17 protein-coding genes and 1 tRNA gene are annotated in these 19,504 nt (G+C 46.7%); 3 read left to right on the top strand and 15 right to left on the bottom strand.

Features of this window, described 5'->3' with window-relative positions:
- Positions 1-178: 178 nt before the first annotated feature.
- The 15 genes from pstB to HXT56_RS06480 form a co-directional block, all read right to left on the bottom strand.
- A complete protein-coding gene (pstB, locus tag HXT56_RS06550; RefSeq protein ID WP_421778084.1) occupies positions 179-958 on the bottom strand; it encodes a phosphate ABC transporter ATP-binding protein PstB in 780 nt (259 codons plus the stop codon).
- Positions 959-1,038: 80 nt separating this feature from the next.
- Complete coding sequence (gene pstA / locus HXT56_RS06545) at positions 1,039-2,031, bottom strand: phosphate ABC transporter permease PstA (protein WP_250309820.1); 993 nt, start codon at positions 2,029-2,031, stop codon at positions 1,039-1,041.
- A gap of 1 nt (position 2,032) precedes the next feature.
- Entirely contained in the window at positions 2,033-2,980 is a 948-nt protein-coding gene (pstC, locus tag HXT56_RS06540) for a phosphate ABC transporter permease subunit PstC (protein ID WP_421778509.1), read from the bottom strand.
- A gap of 142 nt (positions 2,981-3,122) precedes the next feature.
- Entirely contained in the window at positions 3,123-4,349 is a 1,227-nt protein-coding gene (gene pstS / locus HXT56_RS06535) for a phosphate ABC transporter substrate-binding protein PstS (RefSeq protein WP_250309821.1), read from the bottom strand.
- Between the two features lie 207 nt (positions 4,350-4,556).
- Positions 4,557-5,282 carry a 5'-methylthioadenosine/S-adenosylhomocysteine nucleosidase gene (gene mtnN, locus HXT56_RS06530; RefSeq protein ID WP_421778083.1) on the bottom strand — a complete coding sequence of 242 codons (726 nt, stop codon included), beginning with the start codon at positions 5,280-5,282 and terminating at the stop codon, positions 4,557-4,559.
- The gene (locus HXT56_RS06525) at positions 5,275-5,781 is read right to left on the bottom strand and encodes a hypothetical protein (RefSeq protein WP_116712221.1); all 507 of its coding nucleotides are present in this window, start codon (positions 5,779-5,781) and stop codon (positions 5,275-5,277) included. Before HXT56_RS06525 ends, mtnN begins: the two co-directional genes overlap by 8 nt.
- Positions 5,782-5,892: 111 nt before the next feature.
- A complete protein-coding gene (locus HXT56_RS06520; protein ID WP_421778082.1) occupies positions 5,893-7,074 on the bottom strand; it encodes a 3-deoxy-7-phosphoheptulonate synthase in 1,182 nt (393 codons plus the stop codon).
- 676 nt (positions 7,075-7,750) lie between these two features.
- Positions 7,751-9,085 (bottom strand): C1 family peptidase, encoded by a 1,335-nt coding sequence (locus HXT56_RS06515; protein WP_116712219.1) that lies wholly within the window; start codon positions 9,083-9,085, stop codon positions 7,751-7,753.
- 165 nt (positions 9,086-9,250) lie between these two features.
- A complete protein-coding gene (locus HXT56_RS06510) occupies positions 9,251-10,666 on the bottom strand; it encodes a cell division protein (RefSeq protein WP_250309825.1) in 1,416 nt (471 codons plus the stop codon).
- A gap of 252 nt (positions 10,667-10,918) precedes the next feature.
- Positions 10,919-11,587, bottom strand: coding sequence for a pyroglutamyl-peptidase I (locus HXT56_RS06505; protein WP_116712217.1), 669 nt, complete (start codon positions 11,585-11,587; stop codon positions 10,919-10,921).
- Between the two features lie 81 nt (positions 11,588-11,668).
- Entirely contained in the window at positions 11,669-12,634 is a 966-nt protein-coding gene (locus tag HXT56_RS06500; protein ID WP_421778081.1) for a polyphenol oxidase family protein, read from the bottom strand.
- Positions 12,635-12,710: 76 nt separating this feature from the next.
- Positions 12,711-13,574 (bottom strand): aldo/keto reductase, encoded by an 864-nt coding sequence (locus HXT56_RS06495; RefSeq protein WP_421778080.1) that lies wholly within the window; start codon positions 13,572-13,574, stop codon positions 12,711-12,713.
- Positions 13,575-13,907: 333 nt separating this feature from the next.
- Positions 13,908-16,694, bottom strand: coding sequence for a polyribonucleotide nucleotidyltransferase (locus HXT56_RS06490; RefSeq protein WP_421778079.1), 2,787 nt, complete (start codon positions 16,692-16,694; stop codon positions 13,908-13,910).
- A gap of 385 nt (positions 16,695-17,079) precedes the next feature.
- Positions 17,080-17,349 (bottom strand): 30S ribosomal protein S15, encoded by a 270-nt coding sequence (rpsO, locus tag HXT56_RS06485; protein ID WP_004109774.1) that lies wholly within the window; start codon positions 17,347-17,349, stop codon positions 17,080-17,082.
- Positions 17,350-17,476: 127 nt separating this feature from the next.
- Positions 17,477-18,280 carry a teichoic acid transporter gene (locus tag HXT56_RS06480; protein ID WP_421778078.1) on the bottom strand — a complete coding sequence of 268 codons (804 nt, stop codon included), beginning with the start codon at positions 18,278-18,280 and terminating at the stop codon, positions 17,477-17,479.
- A gap of 217 nt (positions 18,281-18,497) precedes the next feature.
- Between HXT56_RS06480 and HXT56_RS06475 the strand changes: the two genes are divergently transcribed.
- From HXT56_RS06475 to HXT56_RS06465, 3 genes are all read left to right on the top strand, one after another.
- Complete coding sequence (locus tag HXT56_RS06475; protein ID WP_116712213.1) at positions 18,498-19,166, top strand: DedA family protein; 669 nt, start codon at positions 18,498-18,500, stop codon at positions 19,164-19,166.
- Positions 19,167-19,293: 127 nt separating this feature from the next.
- Positions 19,294-19,366, top strand: a tRNA-Ala gene (locus HXT56_RS06470).
- A complete protein-coding gene (locus HXT56_RS06465; protein WP_250309828.1) occupies positions 19,342-19,488 on the top strand; it encodes a hypothetical protein in 147 nt (48 codons plus the stop codon). The genes HXT56_RS06470 and HXT56_RS06465 overlap by 25 nt, the downstream gene beginning before the upstream one ends.
- Positions 19,489-19,504: the final 16 nt, after the last annotated feature.

Below are 19,504 nucleotides of genomic sequence, written 5' to 3'. Positions count from 1 at the left end.
AGAGGTTACTGCGACTCGTCGGAAGAACGAAGGCACCACAAAATCTCACATAAAATCATGAAAATTGCGAAACCCTTGAACAACCGAACAGCTCTGACCTTACGCGCACGTGCTGACCAACGCACCAAGGAAAAAGTGTTAAAAATTCAGCAGCAAGACTGAAAAGGTAAAGAAAAACTCAGCCAAAACGGCCGGAAATATAGCGTTCGGCTTCGGCATTGCGCGGATTGTTGAACATGGTAGTCGTGTCCGCAAAGTATTCCAAATGCCCCGGCTGACCTACAGCTTTCAAATTAAAGAATGCAGTGTAATCCGCAACACGCGCAGCTTGCTGCATGTTGTGAGTCACAATCACAATCGTGTACTCACGCTTCAAATCATTAATCAAATCTTCCACTGCGAGAGTAGAAATAGGGTCAAGAGCTGAGCAAGGCTCGTCCATAAGTAAAACTTGCGGATGCACAGCAACGGCTCGCGCAATGCAAAGTCGCTGCTGTTGTCCGCCAGACAACCCAATACCCGGCTTATCTAAGCGATCCTTAACTTCATTCCACAAATTCGCGCCTCGCAAAGCCCACTCAACTAAATCGTCAGCGTCCTGCTTAGCAATCTTGCGATTGTTTAAACGCACGCCCGCAAGTACATTCTCACGAATCGACATTGTTGGGAAAGGATTTGGGCGCTGGAAAACCATTCCAACATCTCGTCGAACTGCCACTGGATCCACGTCTTTGCCATATAAATCGCGTCCTTCAAGCAGCACCTGACCTTCCACGCGAGCGCCCGGAGTGATTTCGTGCATGCGATTCAGAGTGCGCAAAACCGTTGATTTTCCGCATCCGGAAGGTCCAATAAAAGCCGTCACTTTATTTGGCTCAATATTAATATTTACGTCCTCTACTGCGAGAAAATCACCGTAGTAAATATTCAAATGCTTCACGTCAATACGTTGGCCCATTTTATACTCGCTTTCTAAAATCTTTCGTTTTGCTTTACTTCATCTTGCTTTGTTTTGCTTTACTTCGCTTTTGACGCAATTTACTTTGCCTTCACCGCAAATATGCGAGCCACCACGCGTCCAATAATATTTAGCAGCAACACCACCACAATCAGCGCCAAAGCAGCAGCCCACGCACGTTCCATTGGAATTGACGTGACGCAAGAAGCCGGCGCGTTAGCTGGACAATTCGCAGAAAGTTTGGAATATTCCTGGTAAACGTACACCGGAAGCGTCGTCATCTGTCCGTCAAACAAGTTGAAATTAGTGGAAGCAATAAAACCAGCAGCCATAAGCAACGGCGCAGTTTCGCCAATTACGCGAGCCACTGCAAGAATACAACCAGATACGATTCCCGGAAGCGCAGTGCGCAACACAATTTTCGTAATCATACGCTGCTTAGTTACCCCCAAAGCCAAAGCCGCCTCGCGCAAATCGTTCGGCACAATCTTTAACATCTCTTGGGAAGATTTCACAACCGTTGGCAGCATAAGCAAAGAAAGCGCTACGGAACCTTCAAAACCGTTAATAGTACCGGGGCCAGCAAGAAGCGCAAACATAGAAAACGCAAACAAGCCAGCAACAATCGACGGAATACCACTCATCACGTCAACTAGCAGATTAATTATGCGAGCTACTTTGCTACCGCGAGCATACTCGATCAAATACACGGCACACATCAGGCCAACCGGAATCGAAATAACCATAGCGCCCAACGTAATTTCAAACGTACCAATAATAGCGTGCAAAACACCGCCATAACCGCCAGTACCTGTAGCGTTACCGCCAACTACGTACGTCATATTATGCGTTAAAAAGTCAAGATTTAATCGCTTAATACCGTGCACAATAGTAGTGAATAACAATGAAGCAAGCGGAATAACCGCCACCACAAACGACAAAAAAATCAGCAAACGCATCAAAAAATCTTTACGCTTACGCGCAGCAATCGAAGAACGCGTTGGGCGAAACTTATCAAAATCTATAACCGGAGCCGCCTCAGAGTTAGCAGCACGATCACGCTGATCGACCATATTACGCACCCACCTTCTCAGTAATCTTTCGAGCAACAAAATTCACAGCGAAAGAAATAACAAACAACACCAAGCCGGTTGCAATAAGCGCACTCACGCCAAGTCCGTTCGCTTCCGGATACTGCGCTGCAATATTTGCTGCAATAGTTTGATTTTGAGAAGCCTTGAAAATATTGATCCCGAAAGTAAATCCAGGAGACAAAATCATCAAAACTGCCATCGTTTCACCCAAAGCACGGCCCAGGCCAAGCATCGAAGCAGACACAATACCCGACTTTGCAAACGGCAGAACAGCTAACTTAATCATCTCCCACTTCGTAGCACCCAAAGCCAACGCACCCTCCTGCTGCAAACGCGGAGCCTGCTGGAAAATATCGCGAGCCATCGAAGTAATAATCGGCAAAATCATAACTGCCAAAACTAAGCTAACTGTTGCAGCACTTCTGGAAGGATTTGCCGCAGGCCCAGCAAACAACGGAATCCAGCCAAAAACTTTAGAAACCCAATCCCAAAAAGGATACATTGCTGGCACAAGCACCAATCCGCCCCACAAACCGTAAATTACGGACGGAATCGCAGCAAGCAAATCAACCACGCCACTTAACAGCGGAACAATTTTTTTAGGAGCGTAATACGAAATAAATAGAGCAATTCCAATTGATACGAAAAATGCGAACAGCAGCGCGAGCGCAGACATAAGCACCGTGCCGAAAATAAGAGGAGCCACGTAGCTTATAAAATCGTGCGCTTTCCCGCCGGTAAAGTCGGAAAATACACGATTTACCTGCACTTGGTCCCCGCTTATTAGCGGCCAAGCACGAAACAGCAGGAACAGTGCAACAGCAGTAAGCACCAGCAAAATCAGCATGCCACAGCCTGCAGCCACGCCTTTAAAAAGGCGGTCTGCAATATGGCTGCCAGCATAATTCCTGCTATTTTTCTCAGAAATTTGGGTAGCTTCGTTTGCACTATCCGCAGCTGCTTTCGCATTTTTCGTAGAACTCAATCATGCTCCTTTATAACTAATATTTTTCATAATATCAGTTACGAAAAGTTTTTACTTTTTATTTTTACTTTCCGATTTTTATTTTTTACTTTCCAGTTTTAATCGCTTGAATTGACTTACTAACTTTGCTTACCAAATTTTGCGGAAGTGGAGCCGTTCCAGCGGCGGAAGAAGCAGCATTCTGACCTTCCGCGCTGGTTACATAGCCAAGCCAAGACTTCACAAACTTAGCAGTTCCAGAATCCTTATAAACCGGGCAAGAAATATCGTAAGAAACCAGCACGATTGGGTACGCACCCTTAGTTTGCGTATTATGATTAATTTTCATAACAACGCGGTTAGGATACTTTGCAGAGATATCAGAGTCAATCTCGGAATCAGCCAAGGTTTGCGAAGCTGCTTCAGGAGAAATCTCATTATAAGTATCCCCCACCTTCACAGCAACAGTGCCGAGCTTACCAACTTGTGAAAAATCAGCGTAACCAATAGCACCATCAGCCATGCGAACCGTTGACACAACGCCGGAAGTGCCTTTAGCACCTTGACCGACGCTATTCGGCCAATTTTCAGAAAGATCATGCGACCAATCGTCCGGAGCTGCATCCTTCACATAGCTTAAGAAGTTTTGCGTTGTGCCAGACTTATCGGAGCGGTGAACAACCGTAATTGGAGTGCTAGGAAGTTTTAGCTTAGGATTTTGCTGCTTAATAGCGTCGTCGTCCCAGCTTGTAATCTTGCCGTCGAAAATTTTAGCAATCGTCGAAGCGTCCAAATTAATATGCTTACCAGCGTCCGAAACGCCCTTCAGGTTAAAAATAATCGCAATTGGAGAAACGTACACAGGCACGTCGAAAGCTGTAGTACCATTTGCGCAAACCGACTTTGACTTTTCTACCTCGTCGTCGCTTAACGATTTATCAGAACCAGCCCAGGCAGTTGCTCCCGTCATAAAAGTAGTAACGCCAGCTCCAGATCCGGTTGGATTGTAAGCAATTTTTACACCACTGTTTTTGGCTTGGAATCCTGCGATCCACGCTTCTACTGCAACCTGCTGCGAAGAAGCACCAGAGCCTTGGAAATTGCCGGAAATTTTTGCATTCTGTGCGCCAGCTGCGTTGTTGTTGTCTGCAGGAACGTTGTCGCCGCAAGCAGCGCAAGTTGCGCACAAGCCGAAAGTTAGTGCGGCCGCAGCAATGCTACGGAACTTAAGAGCGCTTTTATTCATATTAAATTTATTCATATTTGACTTATTCATATTGTTACGCATATTCTTCTTTCCTTTCGCGAAGAATTGCCTTGCGCCCCACCACATTTTCGCGTTCCTATAGCCATATTTGCGAATTGGGCGCATTCTTTTAATTAATCCCTATCTTTTTTTATTAACGCAATCATCATAAATAGGTGGGTAAAACCGCACCGGCAAAAATAAAGTGGGTACTAAAAATGGCGGTATTTGGCGCTATATTTGACGCGACTTAAGCAAAATGAAGGTCGGCGACCGCCTCAGCGTGTCGAAATGTCACAAATTGCGGAGAATATTTACCGTAATTTTTGCAGCAGTGTCCGCATATTCGGAAATGTCGAAAGTGTGGAATTCCTCGTATTTTGTATCCGCATTGTCACTCATTGCGCGCACAACCAAAGCAGGAACGTCGTTACGCGCAGCCACATGCAAGACGGCGGCGCCTTCCATTTCCACAGCATCGGCTTGAGTAGCTGCAATTACTTCCGCAACTTTTTCTGGCGAATCAACAAAATAGCCACCGGATGCAATCGTTCCAGCAATATGCATAATTTTCATATCGGTAAGCACTTTGCTAGCTACGTTAAGAAGATAATCATCCGAATGAAACTCGCTTGCAAACGGCTTCCATTGACCGATTAAACGCATATCGGTATCGAGATATTTTACAGTTTTTCCAAGAACAACATCGTTCGTATGCAAATTTTTATTAAGATTTCCTGCAATTCCAGAAAAAATTACGACTTGAGGATGGTATGCGTCAATAAGATATTGCACAGTTGCAGCAGCATTTACTAAGCCCATTCCGCCAACCGTAGCCGCGACTTCGATTTTGCTGCCATTCGCCGAGTCGAGAGTACCGCAAGATACATCAAGGCTTGCAGACTTATCGTGAGTCACGTTTTCAAGCGCGCTAGCAATATGCGCAACTTCCTCCTCTAAAGCGCCAACAATAGCAACTTTAGTAATATCAACTTTCGTAAGTTTTTCAATATTAGACATTAACAGAATCATCCTTTTTTACTTCGCCACTTACGCATTTATCGTTATTCTTAACCAAAAACACGCACACTAAAGTCATAATAACAAAAGTTAAAGTAGCAATCTTCAGCAATGCACCACACGTAAAATCAAACCAAGGATTCGTAATAGGAACGTTGAAAAACGCAATAATTTGATCCTGCAAGGCAAGAAAAGCGAAAAATCCAACTATAAGAAGCACACAAACTAAAGTGCCAACGATACGACGCCACCCGCGAGCAAAAATAAGCAAAACGATTCCAGTTACAAACGGCATAAAAACGCTAAACCAAAATGCAGAATCCGCCACAAGCGTATACCCAGCACTGTGAGTGCCACGATACCATGCAAAAGCAAGCAAAATAACACCAGTTGCAATCAAAGCAAACAGCACATATTTCACAATCGGAAACGCTTTACACGCAAAACCTTTATTCGCTTTATCTGCTTTATTCGCTTTATTCAAGTCTTTGCTACACATTTCAGCACACTCCCTTGTACACAAAATAATGCAAAAATAGCCGGCAAATACAGTAAGAAATATAAGCCGAGCAGAAGTAAATTGGGATTATATTACTACAATCTCTAATATCTAATCTCTACGGCGTGTTGCAACAGATTCAGCTAAAGTTCTTAGCAAATCGGCAGTATCTTCCCAAGAAATACAACGATCCGTAATAGACTTGCCGTACTCAAGCTCGCTAAGAGGCGCAGGATCCTGATTACCACCCTGCAAGAAGCTCTCCATCATAACGCCCTTAATGCCCTGCTCGCCAGCAGCCAAACGATCCGCAATCTCGCGCACAACCCCAATCTGACGACGCTCATCCTTGCCAGAATTACCATGCGAACAATCCACAACCACGCCATTAGAAGCCACACAACCAGTGCCCAAACGCAAACGAATCGAAGCAACAGCAGAAGCAACCGACGCAGCATCATAATTCGGACCATTGCTAGAACCGCGCAAAACCACGTGACAATCCGGGTTACCAAGAGTCTGCACAGCACAAGCGCGACCAAGATGATCAATACCAAAGAACGTATGATGCTGGCTCGCAGCCAAACAACCATTCACAGCCGCAGAAACAGAACCATCCGTAGCATTCTTAAAACCAACAGGCATAGAAAGACCACTAGCAAGCTGACGATGAATCTGAGACTCAGTATTACGCGCACCAATCGCACCCCAACTCACAGCATCCGCAATAAACTGCGGGCTGGTCGGCTCCAAAAACTCAGTAGCAGCAGCCAAACCAGCATCCAACACGCCGAGCAAAGTCTTACGCGCAAGCAACAAACCCTTATGAATATCATGCGTGCCATCAATATCCGGATCGTTAATCAAACCTTTCCAGCCAAGAGCCGTACGCGGCTTTTCAAAATACACGCGCATAACAATAAGAAGCTCATCCTCAAGCTCCGAACGCAACTTAGCCAAACGACTCGCATAATCAAGAGCAGCCTTAGGATCATGCACAGAACACGGGCCAACAATAACCAACAAGCGATCATCGTCGCCATTCAAGCAACCACGAATCTCATCACGCGATTGCGCAACAATATCCTGCGCATACGGCGACAACGGCAACTCGCCAAGCACCTGAGCAGGAGTCGGCAGCGGCTCAAGCTCAAGCACGCGACGGTTGATAATGCGATCCACACCAACCTGGTCCTCCCAGCGCTGGAACTTCGCAGAATTAAGAGGGTTACGTCCCTCCTCAACTTCCTTCTTTACCGCGCGAGAAGTACGCTGCTCAGCTGTAGAAGACATTTGTTCACCGCCAAATATAACTATCAATATTTACGTTTTATTTTATTTAATTTAAGACCATGGTAAGAAATTTATATTTGAAAACATAATTTTTTCTTTAGAGTGGCTCTATATTCCTGTTTGGTGTGGCGCGAGTTTTGGGGGATTTCTCTCCTCGCACGTCCCGTCCTTCACTCCGCACTCATGTGAAACATTTTTACTGTAGTAAAACCTTGTTTATGTTGTGTTGCGTTCGCTCAGTCCTCTTTTAGTGCTCGTAGAGAAATCCCCCAAACTCTGCGTGCTAATCGTTAATAACCTCGCTTAATCGCCGAGATTTTTCGATTTTTCTTCTTCGCTCGACTTGTCAGTAGCCTTCGGCTCTGACGTCCGTCTTCGCTCAGCGCGAAAAATCTCAAATCTCCACCACGCTAATATTTGTGCAACTAAAGTCGCGCAATTAGGCTGCTGACGGGTGCGAGTAGAGAATTATATCTGAATCGGTGTGGTCGGTGCGCGCTTAAGCTAGGCCAAATGCACGCCAAACAAAAACCCAAAAATAAACAAAACCCACCTGATGGGGTCGGTGCGCGTTTTTAGAACGCGCACCGCCGCGCTTGCGCGAAAAGCACCCCGTGCTTTTCGCAAATAGCAAGCGCGGCACTCTCGTGTAGGCTAATTTCCTAATGAAATTAGCCTATGCGAGAGTGCCCATTGGATCCCATGCCGGTAATACTATTGCTGGCTCTTCCAGTGCCTTGCGATATTCCTCAGGAAGCATATTCTTTGGCACCGCAACCTCGTACACGTACTCAGTAAACCAATCGTCGCTCATCGTAAAGTAACCCTTGTCCGCAATATCCGCGCCCCAAGAGTTCTCCACACGCCAACGACGAGTGGTCGTACCATCATCAGCAACATCCACACCAGCAAAAGCCATAGCATGATTCATCGCAGAATCAGCGAAACGCACGCGCGCTTCCTTATCCAAGTCAAAATCAACGCCATACACACGACCATACTCAAACAAATCCGTAGCCCAAGCACCATTCTCACGATCCATCATCGGATGGCAATCAGCACCGAACCAAACCGGAATACCCTGCTCAACGAGAACCTTACGCACGCAATCCTTCATAAACTGATTAGGTACGTTCAAATACTCGGTCGCATCTCCGCCAGCAACATTTCCCAAATGCTCAATAGCAATCTTCTTACCCTTTGGATGCTCAGCACGAGGATCGTCAACCAAGCACACGTAATCCTCAAGACCAGCGTTCACATACTTCTTCCAGAACTCAACCGGCGTAATCTCACCATCGCGATGGAACTTGCCGTCTTTATCAGTCCACTCCCAGTCGAAACTCTTAGGCGGCTCACCCAAATGAATCGTCAAAATCCTGTGACCTGCAGCAGTAGTTTGCGCAATAATCTCATCGATTTCAGTAGCATTCGCATACATGTGAGCCACAGCAGTGTGCAAAAGCGCGCGCAACTGCGTATTCATAACATCAGTACTCATAGAAGAAGCAGTCTCAGGGAACAAATCCTTCGGCACAGCACCATACTTCTTATAAACGTTCATAGCCATCGTCCACTGGCCACCATCGCCCATAACCTCGTGCAACAAATGCTGCACAAGTCTAGAATCAGAAGGCTCACCAGCGCGAACCAAAGCCGCAACATCCTTCAAGAAGTAATTAATACGCTCAAGCTTGTCATAATACATGGCATAGTTCTGAGAAAACTCAAATTCCTTCAAACCAAGCGACTTTTTAGCAACAAAACGAGCCACATTCAACGAACTAAACAACCAGCAGCGACCAGAATGATCCTGATGCGTAGCGTCGCCATTATCAACAATCGTCGAAAAACGACGCTGCAACAAGCGAGCGCGGTCGTAATTGCGAGCAACCTTATCAATGCCAGCAGCAGTTACGCCATTCATCGCCAAACGATTCCACGGATTTGCATCAAAATCTCCACGCAAACCCTGCAATGCTTCGTCAGTTAAAGCAGTAATCTCAGTCACTATGCTAACCTTCCTTTGAATCTTTAGTATCCTATTTTTCAATTTTCTTATTTGGAACGTATCTCACTGTACACATGAGCCGTAAACATACGATAACGCTAACACTCTCGTGCTAGCGTTACCAATATTTTCAATGCTACTACTCTACGCCACTACTCTACGCTACTACTCGTCCTCACCCTGAGCATCCTCAGCCTCAGACTCAGCCAAAGCAGCCTGAACATCACGCTGAGCCTGCTTAGCATCCACAGAAGACTGCGCAGCAGCGTCATCAGCATCGTCAACATTCTCATCCACACCCGCATTCTGCTGAGTCTGCTGAGCGTCACCAAAATCAAATCCCGAGAACGCATTAGCAAACAGCGAGCGCAATTCCGTAACGCGCTGCGTAATCGTCGCCTCGCGATGCTGCAACTGGCTCAATCGCGCAGTCATACCATCCAGCTCCTGCTGAGCAGCAGCCCTGCGCTCTTCAACCTGCGCAGTAGCATCCTGCATAGCCTTACGCACAATATCTGCAGCTTGATCGTCAGCAGCCTTATGCGTTTGAGCAGCGTAATCGTCGGCCTCCTGATGCACTTCCTTAGCACGCGCAACCAAAGCATCCGCCTCTTCCTGCGCAGCACTTTCCTTCTCTTTCAAACCAGAAAGCAGAGCGTCAACCTTCTTAGTAGCTTCTTCCTGCTGAGCCGCAATATCCGCACGAATCTGCTCAACTTCCGCACTAACCTGGCTTAATGTGCGAGTGCGCTCAACTTGAGCGTCGTCCGCAATTTCCTGCGCTTTAGCCGCAGCTGCATCCGTAATTTCGCCAGCCTTACGTTGTGCGTCAGCCATCATCTTTGAAGCATGTTCGCGCATATCCGCTAACTTTTTGTTTGCTTCCGCAAGAGCAGACTCAATCTGATCGTTCGTTTCCGCCTTAGCGCGCGCAATTTCCTCATTCGCCGCAGCACGCTGCTCAGCAATCTTCTGAGCTGCATCCGACTTAAGTTGCGCAATGTTACTTTCCTGCTGAGCGCGCTCCGAAGCCATACGCTTCGTATGCTCCTCGTGGGCATTTTGCAAAGCTAACTCCGCCGCATCTCGCTGCGCTTGCACGTCTTTCGCAGTCGTATCGCGCAAACGAGCCGAATCCTCCTGAGCTGCCTGCATCATTTGCGTAGACTTTTTGGTAGCATTTGACAGCATAGTATCGGCTTTAGTTTTAGCTTCCTGCATTAAGTGAGCTGCATCGAGCTTAGCGTTGTTCAGAAGCGTCCCAGCCTGAGCCTGCGCATTCTTCTTAATTGACGCAGAATCTTGCTTAGCACGCTCAAGTAATTGGGCACTCGTCTGCTCTGCCGAGGCCAACAGCTGCTGCGCGTTTGCACCCAAAGACGCAAAAGTAGTACCGCTTTTCGCGCGCTTCACGTTATTTTTTTCTTCCTGCAACTGTGCTTGCAATTGCAGAATAGACTCATCGCTAGAACGCACCTGCTCACGCAATCGTGAAATAGTACGCTCATAGTTTGCAAAGGCTTCATTTACCTTGTCTTTATCGTATCCACGCAGCGCGGTTGGGAATAAATCCGCTACCATAATGTTCCTTTCCAAGCCCCCACACAGCTACCTCAACACGCTGTGCATACACCATCAGCATCAACGCTATCACTTACACATACAAAACACTCGGGCGTGGCGCACGTTTTTGCGAAGCTCACACAAACATCTTAAGCAGCAACAAAAAATGCAGTAAAGAAAAGGGACGTTTTACAGTAAAAACAGAACGTTTCACAATAAAAAACAACCGCTCCAAAGTACGCAAGCTAACCTGACTTACCGCAACACACGCTACTCAAGCAACAAACCATGCGAGGAAGGTTTCACATAGTATCGCGCAGCCTCACGCACAATATCCTGTCCAGCTTCAATTTGCTTCTGCAAAGGCAAACCGCAACGCGCTTTCCCCACAGCAACTGGAGGAAAACTGACAAAGCCGGCGAGAACGTTGCGAGATTGCCCAGAAGCCCAATTAAGTAGCTGATAGAACAGTGAATTACACACGTATGTTCCAGCGTCTGAACTTAAAGTGGATGCTATACGATCGTGCGCGAAACATTGCAAAATCTTTCTTAACGGAAGACGTGTCCAATACGCAGCCGGACCTTCTTCCACAATTTTTGTTCGCTCCGGACGGCTATTGTCAGCATCCGGCTTATTGGTATCTATAACATTCGTCGCGCAACGCTCAAGTAACACACCGCGCGCAGCATGCTTTACCCCAGTCGCAATCACAATATCAGCCTGTTCGCGTTCAATAGTAGCCAACAATTCAGGCCAGGCGTTAGCGAAACTAATAGGTAACGCGACGGAAGTAACGTGAAGCAACACGTCATCCGAAGGTTGCATAGTGGCAGCGTTTTCACTATTGGCAAGCGCGTGCGATACTTCGTAGGATGGATTTACTTCCAAGTCTTCGTACGGACCAAATCCTGAAATTACCACATTGATGCGTTGCATGTTCCAGCCTTAACTTTCCGCTTACTTTATTTCGTAACTTTATTTCGTAACTTTATTTCGTAACTTCGTGCTAACTGATTACTAATTATCTTTCACAATAAGCGCTAAAAGCCTACCTTCATGCGTTTTTCCGGTGAGCGCCGCGCGACGATGCGAGTACCACAAAGGATTTTCCAAAGTACACATTGGATTGCGCAGATCTTGCAAACGTTCCTTCAAAACGGCACCTTCACCATCCACCTGGCAAATCGTACGCAACTCCTCATCGTCAGACAAGTATTGCGTTGCGGCCGTAACACGCGGTAACGCATCAACAATATCCGTCACTCCCGCGAGCGCTAAATCTATGCGCGCAGCTTCAGCAATATCAATACCCAAACCTCCAAAACGTGTTTTCGTAACCGTCTGCGGGTATCGTCGTTCGAAGTCAAGCGCAATGTCCTCACCAACTTCGTAACAATCACCGCAAATGCAAGGACCTAGCACAGCAGCAATACGCGAAATTTCAGCACCTTTTTTGCACATAGCTTCAATTGCCGAATCAAGCACTCCTGCCATTAAACCTTTTCGCCCACAATGCGCTGCAGCAATCACTCCTGCTTGATCGTCAGCAAGTAAAACTGGCAAGCAATCCGCAGCAAACATACCCAACGCCAACGAGCAAGCCGTAGTAACCTGCGCATCTGCCTCAATCCTCACATCAGCATGCGCGAAACCGGTGGCATCGAAACCATAGGCGCTATTCCATGAATTCACTGCACTATCAGCGTCAAACACTTCCTTACCGTGGACTTGAGCAACAAGTGATAAATCTGCTTGCAACGCACGTTGTAAAGCTGCACGGTTGCTAGCTACCGCTTCCGAACTATCTCCAGCTCGACCGCCTAAATTGAGCGAAGCGAAGCTGCCTTCGGAAATGCCGCCCAATCGCGTCGTAAACACTGCACGCGTACGACTGCCCAATGCTATTGGAATAGTTACGGGAATGGGCAAGCCTTCTTTGTCTTCGTGTGGAAGTGGCATACCGGTTACGCTTGTTTGCTGCATATTTTGCTTTCTTTCTGTATTACTTTGTGCATTACGTTCAGCAATTAGTTTTTGGATTACTTAAGATTACTTAAGATTACTTAAGATAAGCTAATTCTTCGTCACTTAAGTGCAATTCGGAAGCCTTCAAACTATCCAAAATCGTAGCCGGCCTGTGCGCACCAGGAATAACAAACACGTGCTCGCCCTTTGCAAGCTCCCACGCAAGCACAACCTGCTGATAACTTACGCCATGAGCCTGAGCAACTTTGCGGAACGGATCAAAAAGATGATCGTCATACGGGTGGCGGAATCCTCCAAGCGGACTCCAGCAAACAAAAGCAATACCAAGCTTTTCGCAATGCTGCAACGTATCTTCGTTTTCCAAATGTACTGGCGAATACTGGTTTTGCACTGCTACAAGCTTATCCCCTAAAATTTCGCGCGCAATGTCAATTTGTTCAACGGAAGCGTTAGAAATACCAATTTCTCGCGCCACACCCTCGTCAAGCAACTGTTGCATTGCTTCAATAGATTCGTTATATGGCACTTCAGGATCCGGACGGTGGAAATACAGAAGATCAATTGTGTCAACACCAAGAGCCATTGCCGACTCTTTCGCGTGCTTGATAAGATGCTCCGGCTTGCCATCCTTGCCCCACGTTGGGCGACCGTCGGTAAAGTTGCGGAAATGACCAACTTTAGTAGCCACGAGAATAGAGGTTTTGTCGCCCTTCCAGGTGTCCAACGCTTCTCGAACTAATTTTTCGCCGGTTTGTTCTTCGCCACCAGAGCAGTAATACGCCCACGCCGTATCGATATGTGTGCAGCCAGCGTCAAGAGCTGCGTGAATAGTTTCGATACCCGTATCGTGGCCGAGATTATTTTCGATAGTTAACGGCATCTCACCAAAGCCAATAGCCGTGGTGTTAAACGAGCCTATTGCACGATTCATAACCATATATGCCCCCTGTTTTGTAGACGATTCGACTGTTACGTCGTTTGTTACTTTACTACGTTGTTACTTTACTACGTTGTTACTTCGTTCTTTATTGCTTACGTTACTTCGCGATCATCGCAAACGCGAGCACTAACGAAATATATTTTATTGCACAGATTGAATATAAGAAGTGTTTCTCACCTTGCGTTGCTCACCTTACGTTGAATATAAAAGTGCCCCCTGCGCAAACGCACAGTAGGGGCACTTCGTAAAGTAATGACTATTCGACTTAATTATTCGACTTAATTATTCGACTTAGGCAACAATATTCATTACTTAATTAAGTTTGAGCGATTAATCCTCATCAAATGGGTCAAAATCGCGGCGAACGCGACGACGCGGACGCTCAGTGCGCTCCTCGCGAGCCGAACGATATTCGTCATAGTGGTCGTCATCTGCAGCGTAGCGCGGATTACGATCCGAGCCGCGGCGGTCGGCAGAAGCGCGACGACTCGTGCGATCAGTGCGCTCCGAACGATTGTCGCGAGCATCACGATTATCGCGGTCATCACGAGAATCACGCGTATCACGGTCATCGTAACGATCGTCGCGCACACGACGGCGAGGACGCTCGTCAAAATCGTTGTCGTCATAGCGATCCGCACGATCGTCGCGCGAATCACGGCGGTCGTCGCGACGAGCAGCACGCTCATCATAGCGAGTATCGCGATCAGCATAACGGTCATCACGAGAATCACGATCGTCGCGGTCATCTCGATCGTCGCGCACACGACGGCGAGGACGCTCGTCGCGAGAATCACGTTCATCGCGATCGCGAGAATCACGATCGTCGCGACGTCCGCGGCCGCCGCGGTAATCACGCTCGTCGCGAGAGCCGCGACCACGATTATCACGTCCCGCAGGAGCCGACGACTCCTGATCTTCAAAACCTGGAATAGCCAAAGAAATCTTGCCGCGCTCATCCACGCTCTGCACGATTACCTCAACACTATCGCCTTCCTTCAGCACATCCTCAACCGTGTCAATACGCTCACCGTTCGCCAAATTACGAATCTGCGAAATGTGAAGCAAACCATCAGTTCCAGGAGTCAAATTCACAAAAGCACCAAAGCTTGTAGTCTTCACCACCTTACCGGTGAAAGTTTCGCCGGCTTTCGGCACGCGAGGATTGGCAATGGAATCAATAATATCCTTAGCCTTCTGAGCAGCTTCACCACCCTCGGAAGAAATGTAAACGGTACCATCATCTTCAATAGCGATTTCCGCACCAGTTTCTTCCTGAATCTGATTAATCATCTTACCCTTAGGACCAATGACCTCACCAATCTTATCCACAGGAATCGTAGTGGTAATAATGCGCGGAGCAAATGGGCTCATCTCAGCTGGGCAATCGATGCACTCGTTAATCACTTCAAGAATCGTGGCACGAGCTTCGTGAGCCTGCTGCAAAGCGGCAGCCAAAATATCAGCTGGAATACCATCGAGCTTAGTGTCAAGCTGCAAAGCCGTAATGAACTCAGAAGTACCAGCTACCTTGAAGTCCATGTCACCAAACGCATCTTCTGCACCAAGAATATCCGTCAAAGTCTTAAAAATGTGCTTGCCGTCAACATCGCCAGACACTAAGCCCATAGCGATACCCGCAACCGGAGCCTTCAACGGCACGCCCGCTGCAAGCAAAGAAAGCGTAGAAGCGCACACGGAACCCATAGAAGTGGAACCGTTAGAACCAATAGCCTCAGACACCTGACGAATAGCATAAGGGAACTCTTCGCGTCCAGGCAACACAGGCACCAAAGCCTTCTCAGCCAAAGCACCGTGACCGATTTCACGACGCTTAGGAGAACCAACGCGGCCAGTTTCGCCAGTGGAATATGGAGGCATCTCGTAATTGTGCATATAACGCTTAGTCTGTGGACCAGAAAGCGCATCAACCTGCTGTTCCATCTTCAACATATTCAACGTAGTTACACCCAAAATCTGGGTTTCACCGCGCTGGAAAAGTGCAGAACCGTGCACGCGAGGCACAATATCAACTTCGGCAGAAAGCGTACGAATATCGCGCAAACCGCGGCCGTCAATACGATAATCCTCAGTCAAAATACGGCGACGAACAATCTGACGCTGAAGCTCCTTGAACGCATTGCCAAGCTCTTTTTCTTTCTCAGCATCATCCATATCCGTAAACTCTTCAGCGAGCGTTGCACGCACACTCTCTTTAATCTCCTCAATACGATCCTGACGAGGAAGCTTCTCAGCAATAGAAAGAGCCTCGTCCAAATCCTTATGAGCAATCTCGTCAATACGAGCGTAAAGTTCATCAGTGTACTCTGGGAAAAGCTGGAATTCCTTAGTTTCCTTAGCTGCAATACGCTTCAACTCGTTCTGAGCCTCGCAAATCACCTTAATAAACGGCTTAGCAGCTTCCAAACCACCGGCAACAACTTCCTCATCCGGCTTAGTTTGACCCTCATTGTAAATCAAATTCCAAGCGTTCTTACCAGCACCAGCTTCAATCATTGCAATAGCAACATCGCCGTTTTCAATCACACGGCCAGCCACCACAATCTCAAATACAGCGCGCTCACGCTCACTCCAACGCGGGAAAGCAACCCACTGACCATCAATCAAAGCCAAACGAACGCCAGAAACTGGGCCTTCAAATGGCAGACCAGAAATCATAGTAGATGCAGAAGCAGCGTTCAAAGCGATGACATCGTAAGCATCATCCGGATTAATAGCCAAAATTGTTTCCACAACCTGCACTTCGTTACGCAAAGTATGCGGGAAAAGCGGACGCAACGGGCGGTCAATAATACGGCAAGCCAACGTTGCCTCGTTAGAAGGACGACCCTCCCTGCGGAAGAACGAACCTGGAATTTTACCAGCAGCGTACATTTTTTCTTCCACATCGACAGTCAGAGGGAAGAAATCATAATTTTCCTTCGGACTAGAGCCTGCGGTAGTCGTCGACAAAATCATGGAATCGTCATCCAAGTACGCAGCAACAGCACCATCTGCCTGCTGAGCCAAACGACCGGTTTCAAAACGCAACGTGCGCTTACCAAATGAACCATTATCAATAACGGCTTCTACAGCCTTAATTTCGGGACCCTCCACGGGTTCCTCCTTTTCTTAACTTACCTAATCAACCAACATGCGTAGCAACATTGGCGGCTTCGCGTTGTTACTATCCCTCACGAACTTTCGCAATCTTTGCGTTACGCCAACATTTCGTAGTGTTTTTTGTTTCGGTTACTTCAATCATCCGTATTCAATTATGCTTCAATTTTTAATTATGAGTTGAATTATTTATTAATTCTTTTTAGTTATAAATCTTACTTTTTAGTTATAAATCTTAAATACTGCCCACTACACTCACCCCAAATATCATGTACATGTGGGCCTATTGTAATAAGCGCAAAAACTTTACGTGCGCACAAGCTATACAACTATACAACTGTACAACTATACAAAAGCCCGAGCTTAAGCCCGGGCTACAAGACTATCGACGCAAGCCGAGTCGTTCAATCAAAGAACGATAACGGTTGATATCAACGCGCTTCAAATAATCGAGAAGACGGCGACGATCACCAACCATGAGAAGCAGACCACGACGAGAATGATGATCGTGCTTGTGCTCCTTCAAGTGCTCAGTAAGGTCAGCAATGCGCTTGCTAAGCAAAGCAACCTGCACTTCTGGGGAACCCGTGTCACCCTCGTGCGTCGCGTATTCGTTGATAATATTCTTCTTATCTTCAGCCGTTAATGCCACGGCGTCCTCCTTAATATTACTGCGCGGTGCCACAGCCTTCTGCTATAGCGCTCTCAATCCGCGGGCGTTACACGCCAAGTTTTTATAGTACAACAATGCGCAAACAACTTATTAGTAAAAGCCGTGCCTACATTGCCGTCATAAAACCGCCAAAAAATACCACAACTATTGCCAACACTTCAACAGCGTAAAACATTATGAACGAAGCCCAGCTGCGCGTAAGCACATTCAAAGGCGAAGTCTTAGGAATAGTCACCAAAAGCCCCACAAAAAGCACGGCAAACACAGCAACAGCAAGACCTGCAGAAATAATGCCCAGGTTAGCAGCATTCGCCAAACCAGAAGAAGCACCATACACTACATACGTTGAATACCAAAAACTCATACTCAACATACAAAGCCCAGCAATAAACTGCTCAAACGCAAGAAATATTACAAAAATAAATCGCCACAACCAGCTACGCGACTCAATCAAAGCCATAGCAAGACTAGTAAAAGCTGCAACCGTCACCAACCAAGAAATAAACACAACGCCCTTAGCTGATAATCCAGAATAATGCGAAACCACCCACGCAGTATGCTGAACCGCAAGCGTGCGACCAATCCAATAAGGAATCACAATAGCAATAAGCAACACTGCCAAATACAGCCACCAACGCTTAGGATTCGCGTGTTTGCGTGAAAAATCAGCAATAGAAAGATCGGTTTCCGGCAAATCGGAATTTAAGTATTCAGAAGAAATTTTGGTTTCGCTATTGTCGGCAGTATCAGCTTTTGTAACCTCGGCTTTTGCAGTAGCAGCTTTAGTATCGTCAATTTTTCCAGCAGCAGCATTTGCAGCAGCGTCTTTAGCAAAAGTAGGGCGCTTTCTAACCTTAAGCGGGGAAAAACTTTGAGGAAGCTCTGAATTATTTTCATTCTTCAACACCATAAAACATTCCTCCCGCAAATCTTACTTTTACCAAGTTTCCAGCATGATTCTACTCATGCATAACACACTATTACTTTATTATTGTATGCTAAGTGTCGCGAAACAAATAGCGTTCATAAAAGCATTTGACCGTTTATGCCGGCTGATAATCTCGTAATAACAGCATTTTGCTGCCTTCAAAAAGCGGCAATAAATCGCGCAACTACGACAGGACATCATGGGATTTATTCATTTTATTGTCAACTTACTTAAGGATCCACGATCGGCTATCGCCAGCTGGATTGCGATGGGCACAGCACCCGCACTAGGACTTATTTTTCTTATTGTTTTCATTGAAACAGGCGTAGTTTTCTTCCCATTCCTTCCGGGAGATTCATTACTTTTTGCCGCTGGCTTTTTTGCTGCTCCTGACGCTCAAACAGGGCATAGCGCACTCCCCTTGCCTCTACTGCTTGCTGCAGTCTGGCTCGCTCCGATTATTGGCGATCAGTGCAATTACTTTATTGGGCACTTCTTTGGACGACGCATTGTGGCGTCCGGCAAAGTGAAGGCGCTTACTCCTGAACGCGTTGCCAAAACTGAGGGCATGATCGAAAAGTGGGGTCCGTTAGCCGTATTCTTGGGACGATTCTTCCCGTTTATTCGCACATTTATGCCGTTTATTTCCGGCGTTTCTGGCATGCGTTGGATTCGTTTCACCCCATTTTCAGTTCTCGGCGGACTCGTGTGGTCATCGTTGTTTACGTTGCTGGGTTACTTCTTTGGCAACATTCCTTTCGTTCAAAAGAATTTTGAATTGGTTATCGTCGCCATTTTGCTGATTTCTTTGGTACCAACGTTTATAGGTTTATACAAAGCGCATCAAGCAAAGAAAGCCAGCAAATAAATTAATATCTCCTTCACGACACTCGAGCACACTGTGCTTTAAGAAATATTGTTTTTATACGCGGTTTGTAGTACAGTGTGCAGAGTTGTTGTAAGACAATACTTTGTAAAGCGTTACGTTTTACATTGGGGCTATAGCTCAGTTGGTAGAGCGCTTCGTTCGCATCGAAGAGGTCGTGGTTTCGATTACCATTAGCTCCACGAAGCCCACTGCATTCATTCCACCGCAGTGGGCTTTTTTATTGTTATCTCGTATTCGACATGATATTGCTGCGCTGGTTCGTACTGATTCGATTCTTACCGATTCGATTCCTACTGATTGAACTAACTGATAGGCAC

This window comes from Gardnerella nova, from assembly GCF_049244055.1.
GTDB lineage: Bacteria > Actinomycetota > Actinomycetes > Actinomycetales > Bifidobacteriaceae > Bifidobacterium > Bifidobacterium vaginale_H.
This window is presented reverse-complemented; position numbering and strand designations above follow the sequence as displayed.

Excerpts from the sequence above, each read along its gene's own strand:
- pstB (WP_421778084.1), bottom strand. The coding sequence starts at position 958 with ATGGGCCAACGTATTGACGTGAAGCATTTGAATATTTACTACGGTGAT.
- pstA (WP_250309820.1), bottom strand. The coding sequence starts at position 2,031 with ATGGTCGATCAGCGTGATCGTGCTGCTAACTCTGAGGCGGCTCCGGTT.
- pstS (WP_250309821.1), bottom strand. The coding sequence starts at position 4,349 with ATGTGGTGGGGCGCAAGGCAATTCTTCGCGAAAGGAAAGAAGAATATG.
- mtnN (WP_421778083.1), bottom strand. The coding sequence starts at position 5,282 with ATGTCTAATATTGAAAAACTTACGAAAGTTGATATTACTAAAGTTGCT.
- HXT56_RS06525 (WP_116712221.1), bottom strand. The coding sequence starts at position 5,781 with ATGTGTAGCAAAGACTTGAATAAAGCGAATAAAGCAGATAAAGCGAAT.
- HXT56_RS06520 (WP_421778082.1), bottom strand. The coding sequence starts at position 7,074 with ATGTCTTCTACAGCTGAGCAGCGTACTTCTCGCGCGGTAAAGAAGGAA.
- HXT56_RS06510 (WP_250309825.1), bottom strand. The coding sequence starts at position 10,666 with ATGGTAGCGGATTTATTCCCAACCGCGCTGCGTGGATACGATAAAGAC.
- HXT56_RS06505 (WP_116712217.1), bottom strand. The coding sequence starts at position 11,587 with ATGCAACGCATCAATGTGGTAATTTCAGGATTTGGTCCGTACGAAGAC.
- HXT56_RS06500 (WP_421778081.1), bottom strand. The coding sequence starts at position 12,634 with ATGCAGCAAACAAGCGTAACCGGTATGCCACTTCCACACGAAGACAAA.
- HXT56_RS06495 (WP_421778080.1), bottom strand. The coding sequence starts at position 13,574 with ATGGTTATGAATCGTGCAATAGGCTCGTTTAACACCACGGCTATTGGC.
- HXT56_RS06480 (WP_421778078.1), bottom strand. The coding sequence starts at position 18,280 with ATGGTGTTGAAGAATGAAAATAATTCAGAGCTTCCTCAAAGTTTTTCC.
- HXT56_RS06475 (WP_116712213.1), top strand. The coding sequence starts at position 18,498 with ATGGGATTTATTCATTTTATTGTCAACTTACTTAAGGATCCACGATCG.